General features: G+C 63.9%; 19 protein-coding genes and 1 other RNA gene. 19 read left to right on the forward strand and 1 reads right to left on the reverse strand.

Translation table 11 applies throughout. The features are described from left to right. The first annotated feature begins 47 nt into the window (after positions 1-47). The 7 genes from LB553_RS22145 to LB553_RS22175 all read left to right on the forward strand — a co-directional run bounded on the left by LB553_RS22145 (position 48) and on the right by LB553_RS22175 (position 4,006). Positions 48-254, forward strand: a complete 207-nt coding sequence (locus tag LB553_RS22145) for a hypothetical protein (RefSeq protein ID WP_224516430.1) — start codon at positions 48-50, stop codon at positions 252-254. A 132-nt stretch (positions 255-386) separates the two neighbouring features. Continuing rightward, the gene (locus LB553_RS22150; RefSeq protein WP_224516431.1) at positions 387-1,106 is read left to right on the forward strand and encodes a J domain-containing protein; all 720 of its coding nucleotides are present in this window, start codon (positions 387-389) and stop codon (positions 1,104-1,106) included. After that, positions 1,103-1,870, forward strand: a complete 768-nt coding sequence (locus tag LB553_RS22155; protein WP_224516432.1) for an N-acetylmuramoyl-L-alanine amidase — start codon at positions 1,103-1,105, stop codon at positions 1,868-1,870. The genes LB553_RS22150 and LB553_RS22155 overlap by 4 nt, the downstream gene beginning before the upstream one ends. A gap of 185 nt (positions 1,871-2,055) precedes the next feature. Then, on the forward strand, positions 2,056-2,760 hold the full coding sequence (locus LB553_RS22160; protein ID WP_224516433.1) for a lytic transglycosylase domain-containing protein: 705 nt from the start codon (positions 2,056-2,058) through the stop codon (positions 2,758-2,760). Positions 2,761-2,882: 122 nt separating this feature from the next. Next, positions 2,883-3,278: RNase P RNA component class A (rnpB, locus tag LB553_RS22165), an RNA gene on the forward strand. 156 nt (positions 3,279-3,434) lie between these two features. Next, positions 3,435-3,719 (forward strand): type II toxin-antitoxin system ParD family antitoxin, encoded by a 285-nt coding sequence (locus LB553_RS22170; RefSeq protein ID WP_140839687.1) that lies wholly within the window; start codon positions 3,435-3,437, stop codon positions 3,717-3,719. Further along, entirely contained in the window at positions 3,716-4,006 is a 291-nt protein-coding gene (locus LB553_RS22175; protein ID WP_224516434.1) for a type II toxin-antitoxin system RelE/ParE family toxin, read from the forward strand. Before LB553_RS22170 ends, LB553_RS22175 begins: the two co-directional genes overlap by 4 nt. 4 nt (positions 4,007-4,010) lie before the next feature. Here LB553_RS22175 and LB553_RS22180 read toward each other — a convergent pair whose 3' ends face one another. Continuing rightward, complete coding sequence (locus tag LB553_RS22180) at positions 4,011-5,126, reverse strand: cystathionine gamma-lyase (protein WP_224516435.1); 1,116 nt, start codon at positions 5,124-5,126, stop codon at positions 4,011-4,013. Positions 5,127-5,517: 391 nt separating this feature from the next. Between LB553_RS22180 and mraZ the strand changes: the two genes are divergently transcribed. The 12 genes from mraZ to murB are packed head-to-tail and all read left to right on the forward strand — an operon-like array spanning position 5,518 to position 19,216. Further along, the gene (mraZ, locus tag LB553_RS22185; RefSeq protein WP_224516436.1) at positions 5,518-5,976 is read left to right on the forward strand and encodes a division/cell wall cluster transcriptional repressor MraZ; all 459 of its coding nucleotides are present in this window, start codon (positions 5,518-5,520) and stop codon (positions 5,974-5,976) included. Continuing rightward, the gene (gene rsmH, locus LB553_RS22190; protein ID WP_224516437.1) at positions 5,973-6,989 is read left to right on the forward strand and encodes a 16S rRNA (cytosine(1402)-N(4))-methyltransferase RsmH; all 1,017 of its coding nucleotides are present in this window, start codon (positions 5,973-5,975) and stop codon (positions 6,987-6,989) included. The genes mraZ and rsmH overlap by 4 nt, the downstream gene beginning before the upstream one ends. Positions 6,990-6,993: 4 nt before the next feature. Next, complete coding sequence (locus tag LB553_RS22195) at positions 6,994-7,389, forward strand: hypothetical protein (RefSeq protein ID WP_224516438.1); 396 nt, start codon at positions 6,994-6,996, stop codon at positions 7,387-7,389. Then, positions 7,386-9,110 carry a peptidoglycan D,D-transpeptidase FtsI family protein gene (locus tag LB553_RS22200; RefSeq protein WP_224516439.1) on the forward strand — a complete coding sequence of 575 codons (1,725 nt, stop codon included), beginning with the start codon at positions 7,386-7,388 and terminating at the stop codon, positions 9,108-9,110. Before LB553_RS22195 ends, LB553_RS22200 begins: the two co-directional genes overlap by 4 nt. Positions 9,111-9,164: 54 nt before the next feature. Beyond that, positions 9,165-10,619 carry a UDP-N-acetylmuramoyl-L-alanyl-D-glutamate--2,6-diaminopimelate ligase gene (locus LB553_RS22205; protein ID WP_224516440.1) on the forward strand — a complete coding sequence of 485 codons (1,455 nt, stop codon included), beginning with the start codon at positions 9,165-9,167 and terminating at the stop codon, positions 10,617-10,619. Beyond that, a complete protein-coding gene (locus LB553_RS22210; RefSeq protein ID WP_224516441.1) occupies positions 10,616-12,049 on the forward strand; it encodes a UDP-N-acetylmuramoylalanyl-D-glutamyl-2,6-diaminopimelate--D-alanyl-D-alanine ligase in 1,434 nt (477 codons plus the stop codon). Before LB553_RS22205 ends, LB553_RS22210 begins: the two co-directional genes overlap by 4 nt. A gap of 24 nt (positions 12,050-12,073) precedes the next feature. Next, complete coding sequence (mraY, locus tag LB553_RS22215) at positions 12,074-13,156, forward strand: phospho-N-acetylmuramoyl-pentapeptide-transferase (RefSeq protein WP_224516442.1); 1,083 nt, start codon at positions 12,074-12,076, stop codon at positions 13,154-13,156. Positions 13,157-13,165: 9 nt separating this feature from the next. Continuing rightward, a complete protein-coding gene (murD, locus tag LB553_RS22220) occupies positions 13,166-14,569 on the forward strand; it encodes a UDP-N-acetylmuramoyl-L-alanine--D-glutamate ligase (protein ID WP_224516443.1) in 1,404 nt (467 codons plus the stop codon). Then, positions 14,569-15,720 carry a putative lipid II flippase FtsW gene (gene ftsW, locus LB553_RS22225; RefSeq protein ID WP_224516444.1) on the forward strand — a complete coding sequence of 384 codons (1,152 nt, stop codon included), beginning with the start codon at positions 14,569-14,571 and terminating at the stop codon, positions 15,718-15,720. The genes murD and ftsW overlap by 1 nt, the downstream gene beginning before the upstream one ends. Before the next feature lie 6 nt (positions 15,721-15,726). Continuing rightward, positions 15,727-16,851, forward strand: coding sequence for an undecaprenyldiphospho-muramoylpentapeptide beta-N-acetylglucosaminyltransferase (murG, locus tag LB553_RS22230; RefSeq protein WP_224516445.1), 1,125 nt, complete (start codon positions 15,727-15,729; stop codon positions 16,849-16,851). Further along, a complete protein-coding gene (gene murC / locus LB553_RS22235) occupies positions 16,848-18,254 on the forward strand; it encodes a UDP-N-acetylmuramate--L-alanine ligase (RefSeq protein WP_224516446.1) in 1,407 nt (468 codons plus the stop codon). Before murG ends, murC begins: the two co-directional genes overlap by 4 nt. Then, positions 18,251-19,216: a UDP-N-acetylmuramate dehydrogenase gene (gene murB / locus LB553_RS22240; RefSeq protein WP_224516447.1), complete on the forward strand. Its 966-nt coding sequence runs from the start codon at positions 18,251-18,253 to the stop codon at positions 19,214-19,216. The genes murC and murB overlap by 4 nt, the downstream gene beginning before the upstream one ends. The last annotated feature ends 102 nt before the right edge of the window (positions 19,217-19,318 follow it).

Raw genomic sequence — 19,318 nt, forward strand, 5'->3', positions numbered from 1 at the left:
CTGCGACCGCTCACCGAAATGTGAGCGTCTGCTGAAGGAGAGATAGCATGAAGAAGCTCATTCTGGCGTCGGTCTCGGCGCTCGCCCTGCTGGGGGTCGCGGCTTGCAGCGACAATAGCACCGACAAGACCACAACCCAGAGCACCAATTCGCCGGCCAACGAGCAGCCCATGAAGCCGGCTTCGCCCGACGCTTCGAAGCCTGCCGAACCGGCTCCGGCAACAAAGCCGGCTCCTGCCGCGCCTGCGCAGTAAGGGCCGATCCACAATCTCGATGAAGGCCGGCATTGCCGGCCTCCTCTTTGCGCCGTCGGTCGGCACATCGCCAGTCACCTGCGGCATCGTCCCGGCTTGATAGAACCGCCCGGTTCGCACTATGAAGCCGGCATGTCGATTTGGGACCGCCTTGGCGACTTCATCGCTCGTGTTTCGTCGTCGGCGTCCTCGGGCGTCGCGGATGTCGTGGAAGCCGTGCGCACCGTGTTTTCCGGCGATCCGGATCTGCGTCGGCGCGTTGCCTTCTCGGTGGCGATGATCGCGCTTTCGGCCAAGATGGCCAAGGCCGACGGCATCGTCACGCAGGACGAGGTGCGCGCCTTCCAGGAAATCTTCGAAGTGCCGCCGAGCGAGACACGCAACGTGGCGCGGCTTTACGATATCGCCAAGCAGGACGTCGCCGGCTTCGAGACCTATGCCCAGCGCATGGCGCAGCTCTGCGGTTCCGGCCATGCCAACTGCATGATGCTGGAAGATATACTCGACGGCCTCTTCCACATCGCCAAGGCGGATGGGCTCATCCATGAGCGGGAAGGGCAGTTCCTGCACCGGATCGCCGAGATCTTTCGGGTCGACGAGATGCATTACGAGGCGATCCTGTCCAGGCATGTCAATCTCGGCGCCGCCGATCCTTACGTCGTTCTGGGCATTGAGCGCGGCAAGCCGTTCGAGGAGGTCAGGAAACGCTATCGCAAGCTGATCTCCGACAATCACCCGGACAGGTTGATCGCGCGCGGTCTGCCGCAGGAATTCATCAAGATCGCCACGACCCGGGTCGCGGCGATCAATGCCGCCTATGAGATGATCGAGCGGGGCTTCAGGCACGTATGAGCGGCTTCCTGCCCGACCAGCCAGGTGCCGAGGTCCGGGTGTCGCCGAATTTCGGTCCGCGCCGCGAGACGCCCCGGCCCGACATGATCGTGCTGCATTATACCGGCATGGCAAGCGGCGCCGGCGCCGAGGCGTGGCTGTGCGACCCGGCGAGCGAAGTCTCCTCGCATTATCTTGTTCATGAAGATGGCCGCATCGTCCAGATGGTGCGCGAGAGCGATCGCGCCTGGCATGCCGGCAAAAGTTCCTGGCTCGGGTGTACCGACATAAACTCCTGTTCGGTCGGCATCGAGATCGTCAATCCCGGGCATTCGCTGGGCTACAAGGCTTTCCCGAAGCGGCAGATTGGCGCCTTGATCGAGTTGTGCGCAGGTATTGTGGGCCGTTATTCGATCCCTGCGGTAAGGGTGCTCGCGCATTCGGACGTGGCTCCGGGTCGCAAGATCGATCCTGGCGAAAAATTTCCCTGGAAGGCGCTGTTCGCGGCCGGTGTCGGCCATCTGGTGCCAGCGGCGGCGATAGAGCCCGGCGCCGCACTGAAAGCCGGCGACACCGGCGCCGAGGTCGAGGCGTTGCAGTCGATGCTGGCCCTCTACGGCTATGACGTTGAGATATCTTGTGTCTACGACCGGCAGACGGAGATCGTGGTGGCGGCTTTCCAGCGACATTTCCGGCGGCGGCTGGTGGATGGCGTGGCGGATAAATCGACGATCCGCACGCTGGAAAGACTCCTGGCTTCCGTAAAGGCAGCCTCGCTCGAATAGCAACGACAAGTTGCTTAAATTACAACCTGTCACTTAAAGTGAATTGCGCCGCCTTTATTGCCGCCAATTCCGCCTCCAAATGCCTCTCCCGCAAGTCGTCGGGCGTCTATCCCCCCGGATGATCCGATGTTGAATTGGCATAGCTGCGTGAAATTCTTCGCGCGGTTCTAACAGAACAGGACTACATGCAAAAATTGACCGTCGTAGCGGCAGCTGTTGCTGCCGGAGTGATAAGCTTTGCGTTCAACCAGGCCAACAGTTCCCCGCTGAGCCCCAGGGCAGACAATGGCTTCGCAGCCGCTCCTGCGACGCCCAAGGGCGCCGTGAGCGCCAAAACATCCGGAACCGCGAGGGCTGCTCCGGCCAAGATGCAGAAGGCGGCCGCAACCAGGGTGACGAAATCGACAGCCAAACGAGTCAAGCGCAACAGGCAGACCATCGACTTGACCCCGACAGCTTTCATCCATCCTGAGAAGCCGGCTTTGTCGTCCTCTGCGACGGGCGGCGGCCAGTATTCGGCGATCGTTGCCCGTTATGCCGCAAGCTATGGCGTGCCGGTGTCGTTGGCCACGGCCGTCATCAAGATCGAAAGCAACTACAGGCCGAACATGGTCGGCAGCGCCGGCGAGATCGGCCTGATGCAGATCAAGCCGGCCACGGCGCGCATGATGGGTTACACCGGTTCGGCCAAGGGGCTGTTCGATCCGGACACCAACATCAAATATGGCATGAAATACCTTGCCATGGCGCAAGGTCTCGGCGGCGGCACCACCTGCGGCACGATCCTCAAATACAATGCCGGCCATGGCGCGACGCGGATGAATCCGATTTCGGCCGCCTATTGCAGCAAGGTGAAGGTGCAGATGGCGGCCTTGGGCTCGCCGGCTTAAGCCGAAATGGATTTGGGCAACGCGTGTCGTCCAGGCATGTCGTTGCCCAGATTCACTGCCTTGGGTGCCTCCCCAGCTTTTTCGTTTGCGTTTTCAGGCGGGAATCCCTTTATACGCGCTTGCCAGCTGGCCGGGCGGCCGCGCCCGCGAGAACCGAAAGGTTGCGGGTGAGGAAAGTCCGGGCTCCATGGAGACACGGTGCCGGCTAACGGCCGGCGGGGGCGACCCCAGGGAAAGTGCCACAGAAAGCAAACCGCCGCGGCATTGCCGCGGCAAGGGTGAAAGGGTGGGGTAAGAGCCCACCGCGCGACTGGCAACAGGAGCGGCAGGGCAAACCCCACCGGGAGCAAAACCGAATAGGGGCGGTACGAGGGGAAACCTTCGAGGGCTGTTTCCGGCCCACCGTCCGGGTAGGTTGCGTGAGGCGCGTGGCAACATGCGCCCAAGATGAATGGCCGCCACGTTCTCGCCGTGAGGCGAGGGCCATACAGAACCCGGCTTACAGGCCAGCTGGCATTTTTCGCAGCGATAGCTGAATGGGATCAGGAGGTTAGGCCGACAGGCGAATCTCCTGATTCAAGCATTCTCCAAGACAGCCTCCGCGGCCTGGTCAAACCTATGCTTGAAGCTGGTGCGATTAAATCGTACCTTTGGGGAAGAGCAGGAGTGCATCAATGGGCCAGGTCGATAAACGCAGCATCACGCTTTCGCCGGAACTTGCGGCTGCGGTCGACAATGTCGTCGCTGCTGGCGAATACGCCTCGGCCAGTGAAGTCATCCGCGATGCACTCAGGCAATGGAAGGAGCGGCGCGACCTGCTCGGCTATACCGTCGAGGAATTGCGGGAACTGGTGCAGGAAGGCATCGACAGCGGACCTGCCCTGGACGGCCCTCCCTTAATGGAGCGATTGCGCGCCAAATATGCGAAGATGGCGGAAGCCAAAGGCGCTGACGAGTGAAGTACCGCCTGCTTCCACAGGCATTGGTAGACCTCGAAACTATCGGCGACTACATCGCTGCCCGCAACCCAAACGCCGCAGTCCGTTTTGTGGAAGCTCTTCAGAGGCGATGGGATTTGCTGACCCTTCATCCCCGATCAGGCGCGCCGCGCGATGATATTCTGCCGGGCATCCGCCACCTCGTTGTCGGGGAGTATCTTACGTTTTATCGGATTGGCAACGACGCGATCGAAGTCCTTCGCGTCCTGCATGGCCGGCGCAAAATCGAGGCTGACGACCTGATATAGCGGACTAGGCGCCGAGCTTGTCCAGCGACGCCTCGATTGCCTTCCAGAGTTCCTCGACCGGTTCGCAGCCGATCGCGAGACGAACGAAGCCCGGCGGCACCGCGTCGCCCCGTTTCGAGCGCCGCTCGGCCGACGTGTGCACGCCGCCGAAGGAGGTTGCCGATTCAATCAGCGCGCAACCGTCGATGAACGCCTCGGCCTGTTCTTCGGAGGCCAGTTCGAAGGAAATCAGGAAACCGAAGCGCTCCATCTGGGCACGCGCCAGATTATGCGAGGCATCGCCCACGAGCCCGGGAAAGCGCAGGCCGCTGACGGCGCGATGGTCCTTCAGCCGCCGAGCGATAGTTTCGGCCGACGAGCACATGCGGTCGAGGCGCACTTCCAACGTTTCGAGGCCGCGATGCACCAGCCATGCCTCGAACGGTCCGGGGATGCCGCCGGCCGTCTCGCGCCAATCCTTCACCCTGGCGACAATGTCGGGATCGCGGCTGGCGACATGGCCGAAGAGAACGTCCGAATGGCCGTTGATCGCCTTGGTGTCGGCCGAGACCACGATGTCGGCGCCGAGATCGAGCGGACGCTGGCCGAAGGGCGTCATCGTCGTGTTGTCCACGATCAGGGTTCCGCCTTGCGCGTGGACGGCCTTGGCGGCCGCGGTGATGTCGCAGATGTCCAGCCGCGGGTTGGACGGACTTTCGACGAAAACCGCCCGGTAACCCGCGAAACCGCCGTCGAGCATGCTTGCCGTCGGCCGCACGTCATAGGCGACGCTGAGTGGTTTCAGAAAACGCTCAGCCAAGGCCCGCGTCGTATGATAGCCGTCCGACGGCAAGAGGATGCGGTCGCCCGATTTGACGAGTGCGAAGAAAGCCGCGGAAATCGCGGCCATTCCCGACGGAAAAATAACGCATTGCGCGTCTTCCAGATGGCCGAGCGCATGCTCGACGGCATGCCAGGTCGGGTTGCTGAAGCGGCCGTATTGATCGAAGCCCGTCGCGTCGCCAGGCGCGTGGAAAATCGAGGCCATGGTCAGCGACAAGGGGATGGGATCGCCCTTGGCGAAATCGGCGCTGCGCAGATGGGCAAGTGTCGCGGCGCGTGACTTCGCAGTGTCCGACATCGGCTCGATCCTTCAGCAGAAAACTTCCACCGACGCTATGCGCGCCGGCTGTGCGCAGCAAGCTGGGTCTTTTTGGGCCAGAGGGCTCTAAACGCTTCGTTAGGCTTAATAGACGATAAAGACGAGACGTGCCTTCAACCTGCGCTTTCTGGTTGTGGCGTGCATGTTTGTGATGCCTGTTCCCGTTGACGCCCATAGTGCCCCATGATATCCCATTTAAACCAAGCTTTCGTTCCGCGTCAGGGTGAAGCGTACGCCAATCGGGCAGCCGCGGCGGCTGTGCGTTTGCCGGTTTTTGCCTCGGTGAATGAAGCCATTTGCCGCGAATGCGGCGAGGGCGCGGAGAACAACATGAGGGGTGCAGCGGCAACAACAGCGGCTGTAGCGTTTATTGGACCGGTTTCTGTCAAACACCGTGAGCAGGATCGATGCGAAAGGGCGGGTGTCCGTTCCGGCGCATTTCCGCGCCGTGGTGCAGAAACGCGGCTATGCGGAACTCTACGCGCTGCGCTGCCTGGACCTGCCGGCCATGGATGTGGGCGGCCTCGACCTGCTCGACCGCTACGAGCAGCGGATCGCGCTGGAAGACCCATTCCTGCAGACGGCGGACGACATGTCGTTCTTCTGCCATGGAGACGGGACATTTCTAAAGCTGGACCAGGACGGCCGCATCACCATGACCGATTTCATCCGCGAGCATACGGGCATCTCGAACGAGGTGGCCTTTGTCGGTCGCGGCAATTTCTTCCAAATATGGGAGCCGGGACGGCTTGCCACCTATGGGGCGCAGGCGCGGGCCAGGCTTTTGCAGCTTCGGCAGGGGACGAAGCCCGGGGAGCGATCGGAATGATGGCTGGCCACGGCGATGACCATCACGCCGTTGGCGGACTGGCCCGTCACATTCCGGTCCTCCTTGCCGAGGTGCTCGACGCGCTCGCGCCTAAGGCCGGCGAGACGATTGTCGATGGGACATTTGGCGCCGGCGGCTACACCAGCGCCATCCTCGATCGCGGCGCTTCGGTTGTCGCCATCGACCGCGACCCGGACGCGATCGCCGCGGGCAGGGCGCTCGAAGAGCAGGCCGGCGGCCGGCTGAGGCTGGTCCAGGCGCCGTTCTCGACGTTGGACGAGCATGTCGAAAGCGCCGATGGCGTGGTGCTCGATATCGGCGTCTCGTCAATGCAGCTCGACCAGGCCGAGCGCGGATTTTCGTTTCGGGCCGACGGGCCGCTCGACATGCGCATGGCGCAGGCGGGTCTCTCCGCCGCCGACGTCGTCAACACTTTCAAGGCCGGGAACCTTGCCCGCATCTTCGGTTTTCTCGGCGAGGAACGTCATGCCGGCCGCATCGCGCGCATGATCGAGAGCCGGCGCGAGAAGAAGCCTTTCGAGCGCACGCTCGATCTCGCCGACGCCATCCAAACGCATATCGGACGGGGGCCGAAGGACAAGATCCATCCGGCCACGCGCGTCTTCCAGGCGCTGCGCATCTTCGTCAATGACGAGCTTGGCGAGCTCGCAAGGGCGCTGATCGCCGCGGAACGGGCATTGAAGCCCGGCGGACGGCTTGCCGTGGTGACGTTCCATTCCCTGGAAGACCGCATCGTCAAGCGCTTCATCGCCGACCGTTCCGAAGCCGCCGCCGGCTCAAGGCATATGCCCGATGCGCCGGCGCGCATCGCGACCTTCCGCAAGGCCGGCGGCGGCGTGGTGCCGGGAGAGGCCGAGCTGGACGCCAATCCGCGCGCGCGCTCGGCCAGGCTGCGCGCGGCGATCCGCACGGATGCGCCGGCGCGCGCTGACGATTTTTCGATTTTCGGCCTTCCAAAGCTTCCCGCCGTCGAACGGCCGGGGGAGAGGTGAGCACGTGTTTCGTACCAGCGACATAGTCCTGATCGCCGTCATGGTCTCAGCCGCGGCCCTGACCTACAAGACGAAGCGGGAAGCCGAAGAGCAACTGGCGGCGGTGCAGAAGATCCAGGCGCAGATCCACTACGAGGAAGAAACGATCGACCTCCTCAAGGCGGACTGGAGCCTGCTCACGCAGCCGTCGCGACTGCAGAAGCTTGCCGATGTCTATAAGAGCCAACTCGGACTCGAACCGGTCAACGCGCACCAGATCGGCAGCCTCGACGACATTCCGGTGAAACCCCTGACCATCGAGGACCTCTCCTCGCAGCGCCTTGGCGGCATGGCCGACAATTCGGGGAAGGAGCCAGCGGACGGCAAGGATCCAGTGGTCACCGGGAGCACCGTTCAATGATCAGCAGCCTTCCAAGGATCGGTGACCTGCTGAAGCGCCGAAAGAAGCAGGCTGAGGCCGGCTCGATCGTCGTCGACGCCGCCCGCAAGACGACGGGCGGCAAGGCAAAGACACGCATCGTCATGACCATGGCGGTGTTCTTCACCATCTATTCGACCATTGCCGGCCGGCTCGTCTATCTCGGCATGCAGAACCCGGATCTTTCGGGCGGTCCGGAGAGCCGGGTCACGGCTTCACGTCCGGATATCGTCGATCGTAACGGCGAGGTGCTGGCGACCGACATCAAGACGGCGTCGCTGTTCGCCGAGCCGCGCCGCATCGTCGACGCCGACGAAGCGATCGAGAAATTGTCGACCGTGCTGCCCGAGATCGACTACGAGCAGACCTACCGCAAGCTCAAGAGCGGGGCCGGCTTCGTCTGGCTGCAGCGCCAGCTGACGCCGAAGCAGCAGGCCGACATCTTGGCGCTGGGCGTCCCCGGCCTCGGCTTCCGCACCGAAAAGCGGCGCTTTTATCCGAGCGGCGAGACCTCGTCCTACATCGTCGGCCTCACCAACATCGACAACCAGGGCATCTCCGGCATGGAGAAGTATATCGACGAGCAGGGGCTGAGCGACCTGCAGGCGTCGGGGCTCGCCGTGGCCAAGGATCTCAAGCCGGTCAAGCTGTCGATCGATCTGCGCGTCCAGCATGTGGTGCGCGACGAAATCGCCGCCGGCCTGGAGCGCTATCGCGCATTGGGCGCCGGCGCCGTCGTGCTGAACATCAAGACGGGCGAAGTGATGGCCATGGCCTCGGTGCCGGACTTCGATCCGAACAATCCGTATAATGCGCAGGAAAAGGATCGACTGAACCGCATGTCGGCGGGTCTCTACGAGATGGGATCGACTTTCAAGAGCTTCACCTCGGCCATGGCGCTCGATTCCGGCAAGGCGACAATGAACAGCCGCTTCGACGCTTCGCATCCGATCCGGGTCGGCCATCAGGCCATCCACGATTTCCATGGCAAGAACCGTGTGCTGTCATTGCCGGAGGTGTTCCTCTATTCGTCCAACATCGGGTCGGCCAGGGAGGCCGAGCTGGTCGGCATCGAGGGGCATCGCGAATTCCTGCACCGCCTCGGCATTCTGGACAGGATGCAGACCGAACTGCCGGAGGTCGCGCGTCCGACCGAACCGAAGGTCTGGAAACAGGTCAATTCGTTCACCATCGCCTTCGGCCATGGCGTGTCGACGACGCCGCTGCAGGCAGCCGTCGGCTGCGCGGCGCTGATGCAGGGCTATCTGATCGAGCCGACATTCCTGGTGCGCAGCGAGCAGGAGGCAATGGCGGTGGCCAAGAAAGTGGTCAGCGACAAGACGGTCGAAGGCATGCGCTACCTCTATACGCTCAACGCCGAAAAGGGTTCGGCCAGAAACGCGAGGGCCCCCGGCTACCGCGTTGGCGGCAAGACCGGAACAGCGGAGAAGGTTATCAACGGCCGCTACTCCAAGGACCTGAATTTCAACACCTTCGTCGCCGCCTTCCCGATGGACGATCCGCAATTTCTGGTGTTCACGATCGCTGACGCTCCCCATCCGGAAAAGCCCGGCATGACCGACGTCGCCGCCAACAATGCGGGGGTTATGGCCGGCAATATCATCCGGCGTTCTGCGGCCATGCTTGGCGTGAAGCCAGATTTCAGCCATGAAAATGGTGCAACGCTGGTTTCCTATCAGTGATTCTTGCGGCGCGCCGGCAACTGCGCGCTATTTTGTTGCGGTGAACGGGACTCAATGCATCTAAAAGATCTAGCCGGCATCCTGCCTGTCGAGGGGACAGCTTCCCCCGATCTGGAGGTGACCGGACTTTCCTCGGATTCCCGCGCGATCAAGACCGGCGTCGTCTTCTTCGCGCTTGCCGGCAGCAGGGCCGACGGCTCGACCTATGCGGCCGATGCCGCGGCCCGCGGCGCTGCGGCGATCGTCACCGGCAGGGGCACGACCGTCTCCGGCCTGTCGATCCCGGTTCTCGCCGTCGATGATCCGCGCCTGGCGCTGGCGCTCAGCGCGGCGCGCTTCTTCGGCCGCCAGCCGGAAACCATGGTCGCCGTCACCGGCACCGCCGGCAAGACATCTGTCGCCGCCTTCACCCGCCAGATCTGGGAGCAGGCGGGTTTTGCCGCCGCCTCGATCGGCACGACCGGTGTCGTGGCGCCCGGCCGCAACGAATATGGCTCACTGACGACGCCCGATCCGGTGGCACTGCACCGATTGCTCAAGGAACTGGCGGATGCCGGCGTCACCCACGCCTCGATGGAAGCCTCCAGCCACGGTCTCGACCAGCGCCGCCTCGACGGGGTGAAGCTGGCCGCCGGCGCCTTCACCAATCTCGGCCGCGACCACATGGATTACCATCCGACGGTCGAGGATTATCACCGCGCCAAGCTGCGCCTGTTCGATACGCTGCTGCCGAAGGGCGCGCCCGCGATCGTCTTTGCCGATGATCCGTGGTCGGAGCCGACCATCAAAGCCGCGAAGGCGGCGGGGCTGAAAGTGCTGACCGTCGGCCGCCATGGCGATTTCCTGACGCTGAAGCGGGTCGAGCATGAGCGCCATCGCCAGCGCGCCGAAATCGTGGCGGACGGCGTGCTGCACGAGGTCGACCTGCCTTTGGCCGGCGATTTCCAGATCGCCAACGCGCTGGTCTCAGCCGGGCTTGCCATCGCGACTGGAACACCCGCGGGCAAGGCCTTGGCGGCATTGGAGAAATTGAAGGGCGCGCCGGGCAGGCTCGACCTCGTCGGCACCACCGCCGCGGGCGCTCCCGTTTATGTCGATTATGCCCACAAGCCCGATGCGCTGGAGAATGTGCTGACCTCGGTGCGGCCTTTCACCACTGGCCGCGTCGTCGTAGTGTTCGGCTGCGGCGGCGACCGGGACCGGGGGAAAAGGCCGATCATGGGCGAGATCGCGACGCGGCTCGCCGATATCGTCATCGTCACCGACGACAATCCGCGCACGGAAGTGCCCGAGACCATCCGCGCCGCGATCCTTGCCGCCGCGCCCGACGCCATCGAGATCGGCGACCGCCGCAAGGCGATCCACGAGGCGGTGGCGATGCTTCGCGCCGGCGACACGCTCATCGTCGCCGGCAAGGGGCATGAGGAAGGCCAGACCATCGGCTCCGAAACCTTCCACTTCTCAGACCATGAGGAAGTGCGCGAGGCGCTCAAGGAGCGCGCCGCATGAACCTGCTGTGGACGTCGGAAGCGCTCGTCGAAGCCATGGGCGGCAGGCCGATCGGCTCGCTGCCGGAGAGCATCACCGGCATTTCGATCGACAGCCGCAGCCTGGAGCCTGGAGACGCCTTCTTCGCCATCAAGGGCGAGGCGATGGACGGCCATGATTTCGCGACAGCGGCGGTCAAGGCCGGAGCGGCCGTGCTGGTCGTCGCGGAGGGCAAACTGCCCTCGCTCGGCCGGCTGACGGCGCCGATGATCGTCGTGCAGGATGTGCTTGCAGCGCTTGAGAAACTCGGTGTTGCGGCCCGTGCCCGCTCGAAGGCCAGGATCATCGCGGTCACGGGCTCGGCCGGCAAGACGACCACCAAGGAAGCGCTGCGCCATGTGCTGTCGGCGGTCGGCAAGGTGCACGCCTCCGCGCAGTCGTTCAACAACCATTGGGGCGTGCCGCTGACGCTGGCGCGCATGCCGCAGGACTGCGACTACGCGGTCTTCGAGATCGGCATGAACCATTCGGGCGAGATCAGGCCGCTGGTCAAGATGGTCAGGCCGCATGTCGCGATCGTGACGATCATTGCCGCCGCCCATCTCGGCTTCTTCAAGAATCTCGACGAGATCGCCATGGCCAAGGCCGAGATTTTCGAAGGGATCGAGCCTGGTGGCGCCGCGCTGCTCAACCGCGACGATCCACGCTGGAAGCTGCTCGGGAAAATGGCGAAAGAGGCAGGCGTCGCGCATGTCTTCGGCTTCGGCGAAAATGCCCGCTCGGCCTTCCGCCTTGTCGGATGCGAGCTTCATGCCGACCATTCCGACATCGCCGTCAAGATCGGCAAGAAGGATGTGACGGCTCGTGTCGGGGCGCCCGGCCGCCATATCGTGCAGAACGTTCTGGCGGTGCTTGGCGCCGCGCAACTGGTCGGCGCCGATGTCGAAAAGGTCGCGGCCGCGCTTGCGGACCTTTCGGCCGAGCGCGGGCGCGGCCGGCGCCACGTCCTGCATCATCCCAACGGGCCGATCACGCTGATCGATGAGAGCTACAACGCCAATCCGGCGTCGATGGCGGCGGCGATGGCGCTGCTCAACGCTACGCCGGTCTCGGGCGAGGGTCGACGCATCGCGGTGCTCGGCGACATGCTGGAGCTTGGCAGCCATTCGGCCAAGCTCCACGCAGCGCTCGCCGAACTGATCGTCGGCACGGGCACCCGCAACGTCTTTCTCGGCGGGCCGGAAATGCAGGCGCTGGCCGCGGTTTTGCCGGCCGATATCCAGACGGAATATCGGGCGGGAGCCGAAGAGCTGAAGCCGATCGTGATCTCCGCGCTCAGGCCCGGCGACGTGGTGATGGTCAAATCGTCGAAAGGCATCGGGTTTTCAAAGCTGGTCGAGGCATTGCTCGGCAAATTTCCGGCGGAAGCCACAAACATTAAGCCGGCCTAGGTCGGGTCCGGGGACGGAAGAACCATGTTCACACTGCTCGTCGATTTCGCGGATAAGATCTCACTCTTCAACGTCTTCCGCTACATCACTTTTCGCACCGGCGGCGCGCTGATCACCTCGGCGCTGATCGTTTTCATCTTCGGGCCGACAATCATCAATTCGCTGCGTCTGCGGCAAGGCAAGGGCCAGCCGATCCGCGCCGATGGTCCGCAGACGCATTTCAAGAAAGCGGGAACGCCGACCATGGGCGGGCTGATGATCCTGTCCGGCATCATCGGCTCGTCGCTCTTATGGGCGAACCTGTCCAGCATCTATGTCTGGGTGGTGCTTTTGGTCACCGTCGGCTTCGGCTCGATCGGCTTTTACGACGACTATCTCAAGGTCACCAAGCAGTCGCATCTGGGCTTTTCCGGCAAGGCGAGGCTGGCGATCGAGTTCATCATCGCCGCCATCGCAGCGTGGGTGATCATGCATAATGGCCAGGCGCCGTTCTCATCGTCGCTGACCTTTCCTTTCGCCAAGGAATTCCTGATCAATCTCGGCTGGTTCTTCGTGCCGTTCTCCTGCTTCGTCATCGTCGGCGCGGGGAATGCGGTGAACCTGACCGATGGTCTCGACGGCCTGGCGATCGTGCCGATCATGATCGCGGCAGCGTCGTTCGGCGTCATCGCCTATCTGTCGGGCAACGCGGTGTTCGCCGAATATCTGCAGATCCATTTCGTGCCCGGCACCGGTGAGCTCGCCGTCGTGCTCGGCGCGGTGATCGGCGCGGGCCTGGGCTTCCTCTGGTTCAATGCGCCGCCGGCCGCGATCTTCATGGGCGACACCGGCTCACTGGCGATGGGCGGGCTGATCGGCACCATCGCCGTCGCCACCAAGCACGAGATCGTGCTGGTCATCGTCGGCGGCCTGTTCGTGGTCGAGATCCTGTCGGTCATCATCCAGGTCGGCTATTTCAAGATGACTGGCAAACGCGTCTTCCTGATGGCGCCGATCCATCACCATTTCGAAAAGCTCGGCTGGACCGAAAGCCAGGTGGTGATCCGCTTCTGGATCATCGCCGTCATCCTCGCGCTGGTCGGCCTCTCCACCCTCAAGCTCAGATAGGACGCCTGCTTGATCCCCGCCGCTTCCTTTTCCGGCAAACGCGTTTCGCTCTTCGGGCTTGGCGGCTCGGGGATCGCCACCGCGCATGCGCTGATCGCAGGGGGCGCCGAGGTGCTGGCCTGGGACGACAATCCAGACAGCGTCGCCAAGGCCGCCGACGCAGGCATTGCGACCGGCGACCTGCGTGGAGCCGACTGGCCGCGTTTCGCTGCCTTCGTGCTGTCGCCAGGCGTGCCGCTGACGCATCCGAAGCCGCATTGGACGGTGGAGCTCGCACGCGGCGCCGGCGTCGAGGTGATCGGCGATATCGAGCTGTTCTGCCGCGAGCGCAACAGCCGCGCGCCGGCAGCACCCTTCATCGCGATCACCGGCACCAACGGCAAGTCCACGACGACGGCACTGACGGCGCATATCTTGAAGTCGGCGGGACGTGACATGCAGATGGGCGGCAATATAGGCCGCGCAATCATGACGCTCGATCCGCCCGAGCCTCAGCGGCACTATGTGGTCGAGTGCTCGTCTTATCAGATCGATCTGGCGCCCTCGATCAACCCGACCGCCGGCATCCTGCTCAACCTTACGCCCGACCATCTCGACCGGCACGGCACGATGGCGCATTACGCCTCGATCAAGGAGCGGCTGGTCGCCGGCAGCGACACCGCGATCATCGGCGTCGACGATTCCTGGTGCGCCCAGATCGCCGACCGTCTGGAGAGGGCCGGCCGGCCGGTCGTTCGTATTTCCAAGCGCTTGCCTTTGACCGATGGCTATTTCGCCGATGGCACCAATCTGATGGAAGCCGTTCATGGCCGCTACAGCCGCGTCGCCTTCCTCGAAGGCATCGGCTCGCTGCGCGGCCAGCACAATGCGCAGAATGCGCTGGCCGCCGTCGTCGCCTGTCTGAAAGTCGGGCTCGAACTCGGCGAAATCCAGGCCGGGCTGGAAAGCTTCCCGGGGCTTGCGCACCGCATGGAGCAGGTCGGCCGCAAGGACCATGTGCTGTTCGTCAACGATTCCAAGGCAACCAATGCCGATGCGGCCGCACCCGCGCTGTCGAGCTTCGCCAACCGCATCTACTGGATCGCCGGTGGCCTGCCGAAGGAAGGCGGCATCGAGCCGCTGCGCGGCTTCTTCCCGCGCATCGCCAAGGCCTATCTGATCGGCGAGGCGGCGCCCGCCTTCGCGGCGACGCTGGGCGAAGCGGTGCCATACGAGATATCGGGAACGCTTGCGGCGGCGGTCGAGCATGCCGCCCATGACGCGGCAAACGACACCGGCGGCGAAGCCGTGGTGCTGCTTTCGCCGGCCTGCGCCAGTTTCGACCAGTTCAAGAATTTCGAGGTTCGCGGCGAAGCCTTCAGGCAAGCTGCGACTGCTATTGATGGCGTCAAACCCATCGGAGGGCCACGTTGATGCAAAGCCGTCTCGACAAAAGTCCTGTTGCCACCTGGTGGTGGACCATCGATCGCTGGTTCCTGGCCGCGTTCCTGTCCCTCATGGGACTGGGCATCATTTTGTCCTTCGCGGCGAGCCCCGCTGTGGCCGAGCGTATCGGCCTCGACAGCTTTCACTTTGCCACCCGGCAGGTCATCTTCACCATCCCGGCGCTCATCGTCATGCTTGCGGTCTCCTTCCTGGAGGCGCGGCAGATAAGGCGCATGTCGCTGGTGATGCTCTGCATCATGCTGGTGCTGATGGTGGCGGTGCTCTACATCGGCGTCGAGGTGAAAGGCGCGCGGCGCTGGGTGTCACTCGCCGGCCTCTCCATCCAGCCTTCCGAATTCCTGAAACCCGCCTTCGTCATCATCTGCGCGTGGCTGTTTGCCGAGCACAAGCGCCAGCCCGATATTCCCGGCAATCTGTTCGCCATGCTTTTGCTTGCGCTGGTCATCTCGCTTCTGCTGGCGCAGCCCGACCTCGGCCAGACCATGCTGGTGACCGGCACCTGGGGCGTCATGTTCTTCATGGCCGGCCTGCCGTGGCTGTGGATCGTGGCTCTCGGCATGGTCGGGGCAAGCGGTCTGTTCGCAGCCTATTCGGTGTTCCCGCACGTTGCCTTGCGCATCGACAAATTTCTGACCGGCGAAGGCGATACGTTCCAAGTCGACATGGGCCGCGAGGCGCTGATCAACGGCAGTTGGTTCGGTGTTGGGCCGGGCGAAGGAACCGTCAAGCGCATTGTTCCGGATGCTCATACCGACTTCGTCTTCTCGGTCGCCGGCGAGGAGTTCGGGCTGATCATGTGCTTCTTCATCATGTCGATCTTTGCTTTCATCGTGCTGCGCGGCTTGAGCATCGCGCTCAAGGAACACGATGATTTCACCCGCTATGCGGTCGGCGGCCTCGTCACCGTCTTCGGTCTGCAGTCGGCCATTAACATGTGCGTGAACCTGCAATTGATGCCGGCCAAGGGCATGACGCTGCCCTTCATCTCCTATGGCGGCTCCTCGCAGATCGCCATCGCCGTCTCGATGGGCATGGTGCTCGCATTGACGCGCAAGCGTCCGGAAAAACGCAAGCAGATGGGCTTCGTCCTGTCGCAGCGCGCAATGCCGGCGGAATGAGGCGGGATGGCGAAGGGTGTTATCCTGCTTGCGGCTGGTGGAACGGGCGGACATCTGTTTCCGGCCGAGGCGCTGGCGCATGAGCTGATCGAGCGCGGCTGGAAGGTGCATCTCGCCACCGACCATCGCGCCGAGCGCTATTCCCGCCATTTCCCGGCAGCCGACATTCACACGATCTCCTCCGCGACGCTGGGTTCGAAGAACCCGGTCGCCATGCTCTCGGCCTTCTGGAAAATCTGGCAGGGCGTGCGAGAGACCAGCCGGGTGATCGCCAGGATCAAGCCGGAGGCGGTCGTCGGCTTCGGCGGCTATCCGACGCTGCCGCCGCTCTATGCGGCGACAAGGCGAAGAGTGCCGACGCTGATCCATGAGCAGAACGCCGTCATGGGCCGCGCCAACAAGGCGCTCGCCCGCCGCGTCGACGCGATAGCCGGCGGCTTCCTGCCGGAAGGAGCGAGCGCCGTCGGCGCAAAGACCGTGACCACCGGCAATCCGGTCAGGCCGCAGATCCTCGAAGCAGCGAAGACGCCGTATCAGGCGTCCAACGAGGGCGAGCCGTTCCGCTTCCTGGTGTTTGGCGGCAGCCAGGGCGCGCAGTTCTTTTCCGATGCCGTGCCTGCGGCGATCGCGCTGCTGCCGCAAGAGCTGCGCAAGCGGCTGGTCATCACCCAGCAGGCGCGCGCCGAGGATGTGGCGCGGGTGAAGGCGGCCTATGCCGATCTCGGCGTCGACGCCCAGGTTTCGCCCTTCTTCACCGACATGGCGGCGCGCATCGGGGCGGCGCATCTGGTGATGTCGCGTTCCGGCGCCTCGACGGTTTCGGAAATCGCCGTCATCGGCCGGCCGGCGCTGCTGGTACCTTACCCGCACGCGCTCGATCACGACCAGGCGGCGAATGCCGCAGCCCTTGCCGCCGCCGGCGGCGCCGAGCTTCATCCGCAGTCGACGCTGTCGGCGGCACGCATCGCCGAGATGGTCGGCGGACTGGTCAAGGACCCGAACCGGCTAACGACCATGGCCGCCGCCGCCCGCTCGGCCGGGAAACCGAACGCGGCGCGGTTGCTCGCCGATCTGACAGAGGCTATTGCGTCCGGCAAAACGGTTTCGGACTACAGGAGGACGCGCCCATGAAGATGCCGCAGACGATCGGCCTTGTGCATTTCATCGGCATCGGCGGCATCGGCATGAGCGGTATCGCCGAGGTGCTGCACAATCTGGGCTACAAGGTGCAGGGGTCCGACCAGGCCGACGGCGCCAATGTGCAGCGGCTGCGCGAAAAGGGCATAGAATGCTTCGTCGGCCACAAGGCCGAGAATGTCGGCGACGCCGAAGTCGTGGTCGTTTCGACCGCGATCAAGAAATCCAACCCTGAGCTCAAGGCTGCGCGCGAGAAGCTTTTGCCGATCGTGCGCCGGGCCGAGATGCTGGCCGAACTGATGCGTTTCCGCCAGGCAGTCGCCATCGGCGGCACGCATGGCAAGACCACGACCACCTCGATGGTGGCGACGCTGCTCGAGGCCGGCGGGCTCGACCCGACCGTCATCAATGGCGGCATCATCAACGCTTACGGCACCAATGCCCGCATGGGCGATGGCGAGTGGATGGTGGTCGAAGCCGACGAGAGCGACGGCACCTTCCTGAAACTGCCGGCCGACATCGCCGTCGTCACCAACATCGATCCCGAGCATCTCGACCACTATGGCAGCTTCGACAAGGTGCGCGAAGCGTTCCGTCAGTTCGTCGAGAACGTACCGTTCTACGGCTTCGGCGTGATGTGCACCGACCATCCGGAAGTGCAGGCGCTGGTCGGCCGCATCGAGGACCGGCGCGTCATCACCTATGGCGAGAACGCGCAGGCCGACGTGCGCTTCACCAACCATCGCATGCAGGGCGCGATCTCCGAATTCGATGTCGTCATCCGCGACCGCAAGGGACGGGGCACGACGTCGATAAACGACCTGCGCCTGCCGATGCCCGGCCGGCACAACGTTTCCAACGCGACGGCGGCGATCGCGGTGGCGCATGAGCTCGGCCTCTCGGCCGAGGCGATCAAGAAGGGCCTTTCGTCCTTCGCCGGCGTCAAGCGGCGCTTCACCCGTACGGGCTCGTGGAACGGCGTGGAGGTGTTCGACGACTACGGCCACCACCCGGTCGAGATCGCGGCGGTGCTGAAGGCCGCCCGCAGCGCGACCAAGGGGCGGGTGATCGCCATTGCGCAGCCGCATCGTTTCACCCGGCTGCACGACCTCTTCGAGGAATTCTCGGTCTGCTTCAACGACGCCGACACGGTCATGGTGGCGCCGGTCTACGCGGCCGGCGAGGAACCCATCGAAGGCGTGACTTCCGACGCATTGGTGTCGCGCATCCGCTCCGGCGGGCACCGAGACGCGCGCTATATCGAGGGTCAGGCGGCAATCGCGCCCGCCATTCGCGAGCTTGCCAAGCCCGGCGATTTCGTCGTCTTCCTCGGCGCCGGCAACATCACGCAATGGGCCTATGCGCTGCCCAAGGAACTTGGTGGGACGCCGTCATGATGCGCGGCCAGGACCTGATCGATAAACTCGGCGACAAGCTTTCCGGCCTGCGCGGCCGCGTCACGCCGAACGCCGAGATGGACAAGATCACCTGGTTCCGGGCCGGCGGCCTGGCGGAGGCGCTGTTCCAGCCGGCCGACGAGGAAGACCTCGCCGCCTTCCTGCGCGCCGTGCCGGAAGAGATAACGGTCACTGTGGTCGGTGTCGGCTCCAACCTTCTGGTGCGCGACGGCGGCATTCTTGGTTTCGTCGTCAGGCTCTCGGCCAAAGGTTTTGGCGAGGCCGAGGCCACCGGGCCAACCACGATCAAGGCAGGAGCGGCAACGCCGGACAAGCGCCTCGCAGCGGTGGCCTATGAGGCCGGCATCGGCGGCTTTCATTTCTATCACGGCATCCCGGGCGCCGTTGGCGGCGCGCTCAGGATGAATGCCGGCGCCAACGGCGTCGAGACCCGCGAGCGGGTCGTCGAGGTGAGGGCGCTGGACCGCAAGGGCAATCTCCATACGCTGAGCAATGCCGATATGGGCTATGCCTATCGCCATTCGTCGGCGCCCGCCGGCCTGATCTTCACCTCGGCCATTTTCGAAGGGTTTGCGGAGGACAAGGCGGCGATCAAGGCGGCGATGGATGCAGTGCAGAACCATCGCGAGACGGTGCAGCCGATCAGAGAGAAGACCGGCGGCTCGACCTTCAAGAATCCGGAAGGCACCTCGGCCTGGAAGGAGATCGACAAGGCCGGCTGCCGCGGGCTGATGATCGGCGGCGCGCAGATGTCGCCGATGCATTGCAACTTCATGATCAACACCGGCACGGCGACCGGCTACGACCTCGAATATCTCGGCGAGACGGTGCGGGCGCGCGTGCTCGAAAATTCCGGCATCCGGTTGCACTGGGAGATCAAGCGCCTCGGCAATTTCAGGCCTGACCATGCGGTGCAGGAGTTTCTTGGCCAGCTCCTTTAGCTTAGGCTTAAGTTCATGTGATGCTTGAACTTCCGGCGGTCTGAAACGGCCGCAAAACCGTTGCCTTAAAGACTCACAAATCACTTTTTGCGGCCGTTTTCG

This window comes from Mesorhizobium sp. CA8 (genome assembly GCF_020164955.1).
GTDB lineage: Bacteria > Pseudomonadota > Alphaproteobacteria > Rhizobiales > Rhizobiaceae > Mesorhizobium.

What these genes read in the sequence shown, in the direction of transcription:
- LB553_RS22170 (WP_140839687.1), top strand. Translation starts at nt 3,435, where the DNA reads ATGGGCCAGGTCGATAAACGCAGCATCACGCTTTCGCCGGAACTTGCG.
- LB553_RS22155 (WP_224516432.1), top strand. Translation starts at nt 1,103, where the DNA reads ATGAGCGGCTTCCTGCCCGACCAGCCAGGTGCCGAGGTCCGGGTGTCG.
- LB553_RS22210 (WP_224516441.1), top strand. Translation starts at nt 10,616, where the DNA reads ATGAACCTGCTGTGGACGTCGGAAGCGCTCGTCGAAGCCATGGGCGGC.
- LB553_RS22150 (WP_224516431.1), top strand. Translation starts at nt 387, where the DNA reads ATGTCGATTTGGGACCGCCTTGGCGACTTCATCGCTCGTGTTTCGTCG.
- LB553_RS22145 (WP_224516430.1), top strand. Translation starts at nt 48, where the DNA reads ATGAAGAAGCTCATTCTGGCGTCGGTCTCGGCGCTCGCCCTGCTGGGG.
- murB (WP_224516447.1), top strand. Translation starts at nt 18,251, where the DNA reads ATGATGCGCGGCCAGGACCTGATCGATAAACTCGGCGACAAGCTTTCC.
- LB553_RS22180 (WP_224516435.1), bottom strand. Translation starts at nt 5,126, where the DNA reads ATGTCGGACACTGCGAAGTCACGCGCCGCGACACTTGCCCATCTGCGC.
- murC (WP_224516446.1), top strand. Translation starts at nt 16,848, where the DNA reads ATGAAGATGCCGCAGACGATCGGCCTTGTGCATTTCATCGGCATCGGC.
- mraY (WP_224516442.1), top strand. Translation starts at nt 12,074, where the DNA reads ATGTTCACACTGCTCGTCGATTTCGCGGATAAGATCTCACTCTTCAAC.
- murG (WP_224516445.1), top strand. Translation starts at nt 15,727, where the DNA reads ATGGCGAAGGGTGTTATCCTGCTTGCGGCTGGTGGAACGGGCGGACAT.
- LB553_RS22200 (WP_224516439.1), top strand. Translation starts at nt 7,386, where the DNA reads ATGATCAGCAGCCTTCCAAGGATCGGTGACCTGCTGAAGCGCCGAAAG.
- rsmH (WP_224516437.1), top strand. Translation starts at nt 5,973, where the DNA reads ATGATGGCTGGCCACGGCGATGACCATCACGCCGTTGGCGGACTGGCC.
- LB553_RS22205 (WP_224516440.1), top strand. Translation starts at nt 9,165, where the DNA reads ATGCATCTAAAAGATCTAGCCGGCATCCTGCCTGTCGAGGGGACAGCT.
- LB553_RS22160 (WP_224516433.1), top strand. Translation starts at nt 2,056, where the DNA reads ATGCAAAAATTGACCGTCGTAGCGGCAGCTGTTGCTGCCGGAGTGATA.
- ftsW (WP_224516444.1), top strand. Translation starts at nt 14,569, where the DNA reads ATGCAAAGCCGTCTCGACAAAAGTCCTGTTGCCACCTGGTGGTGGACC.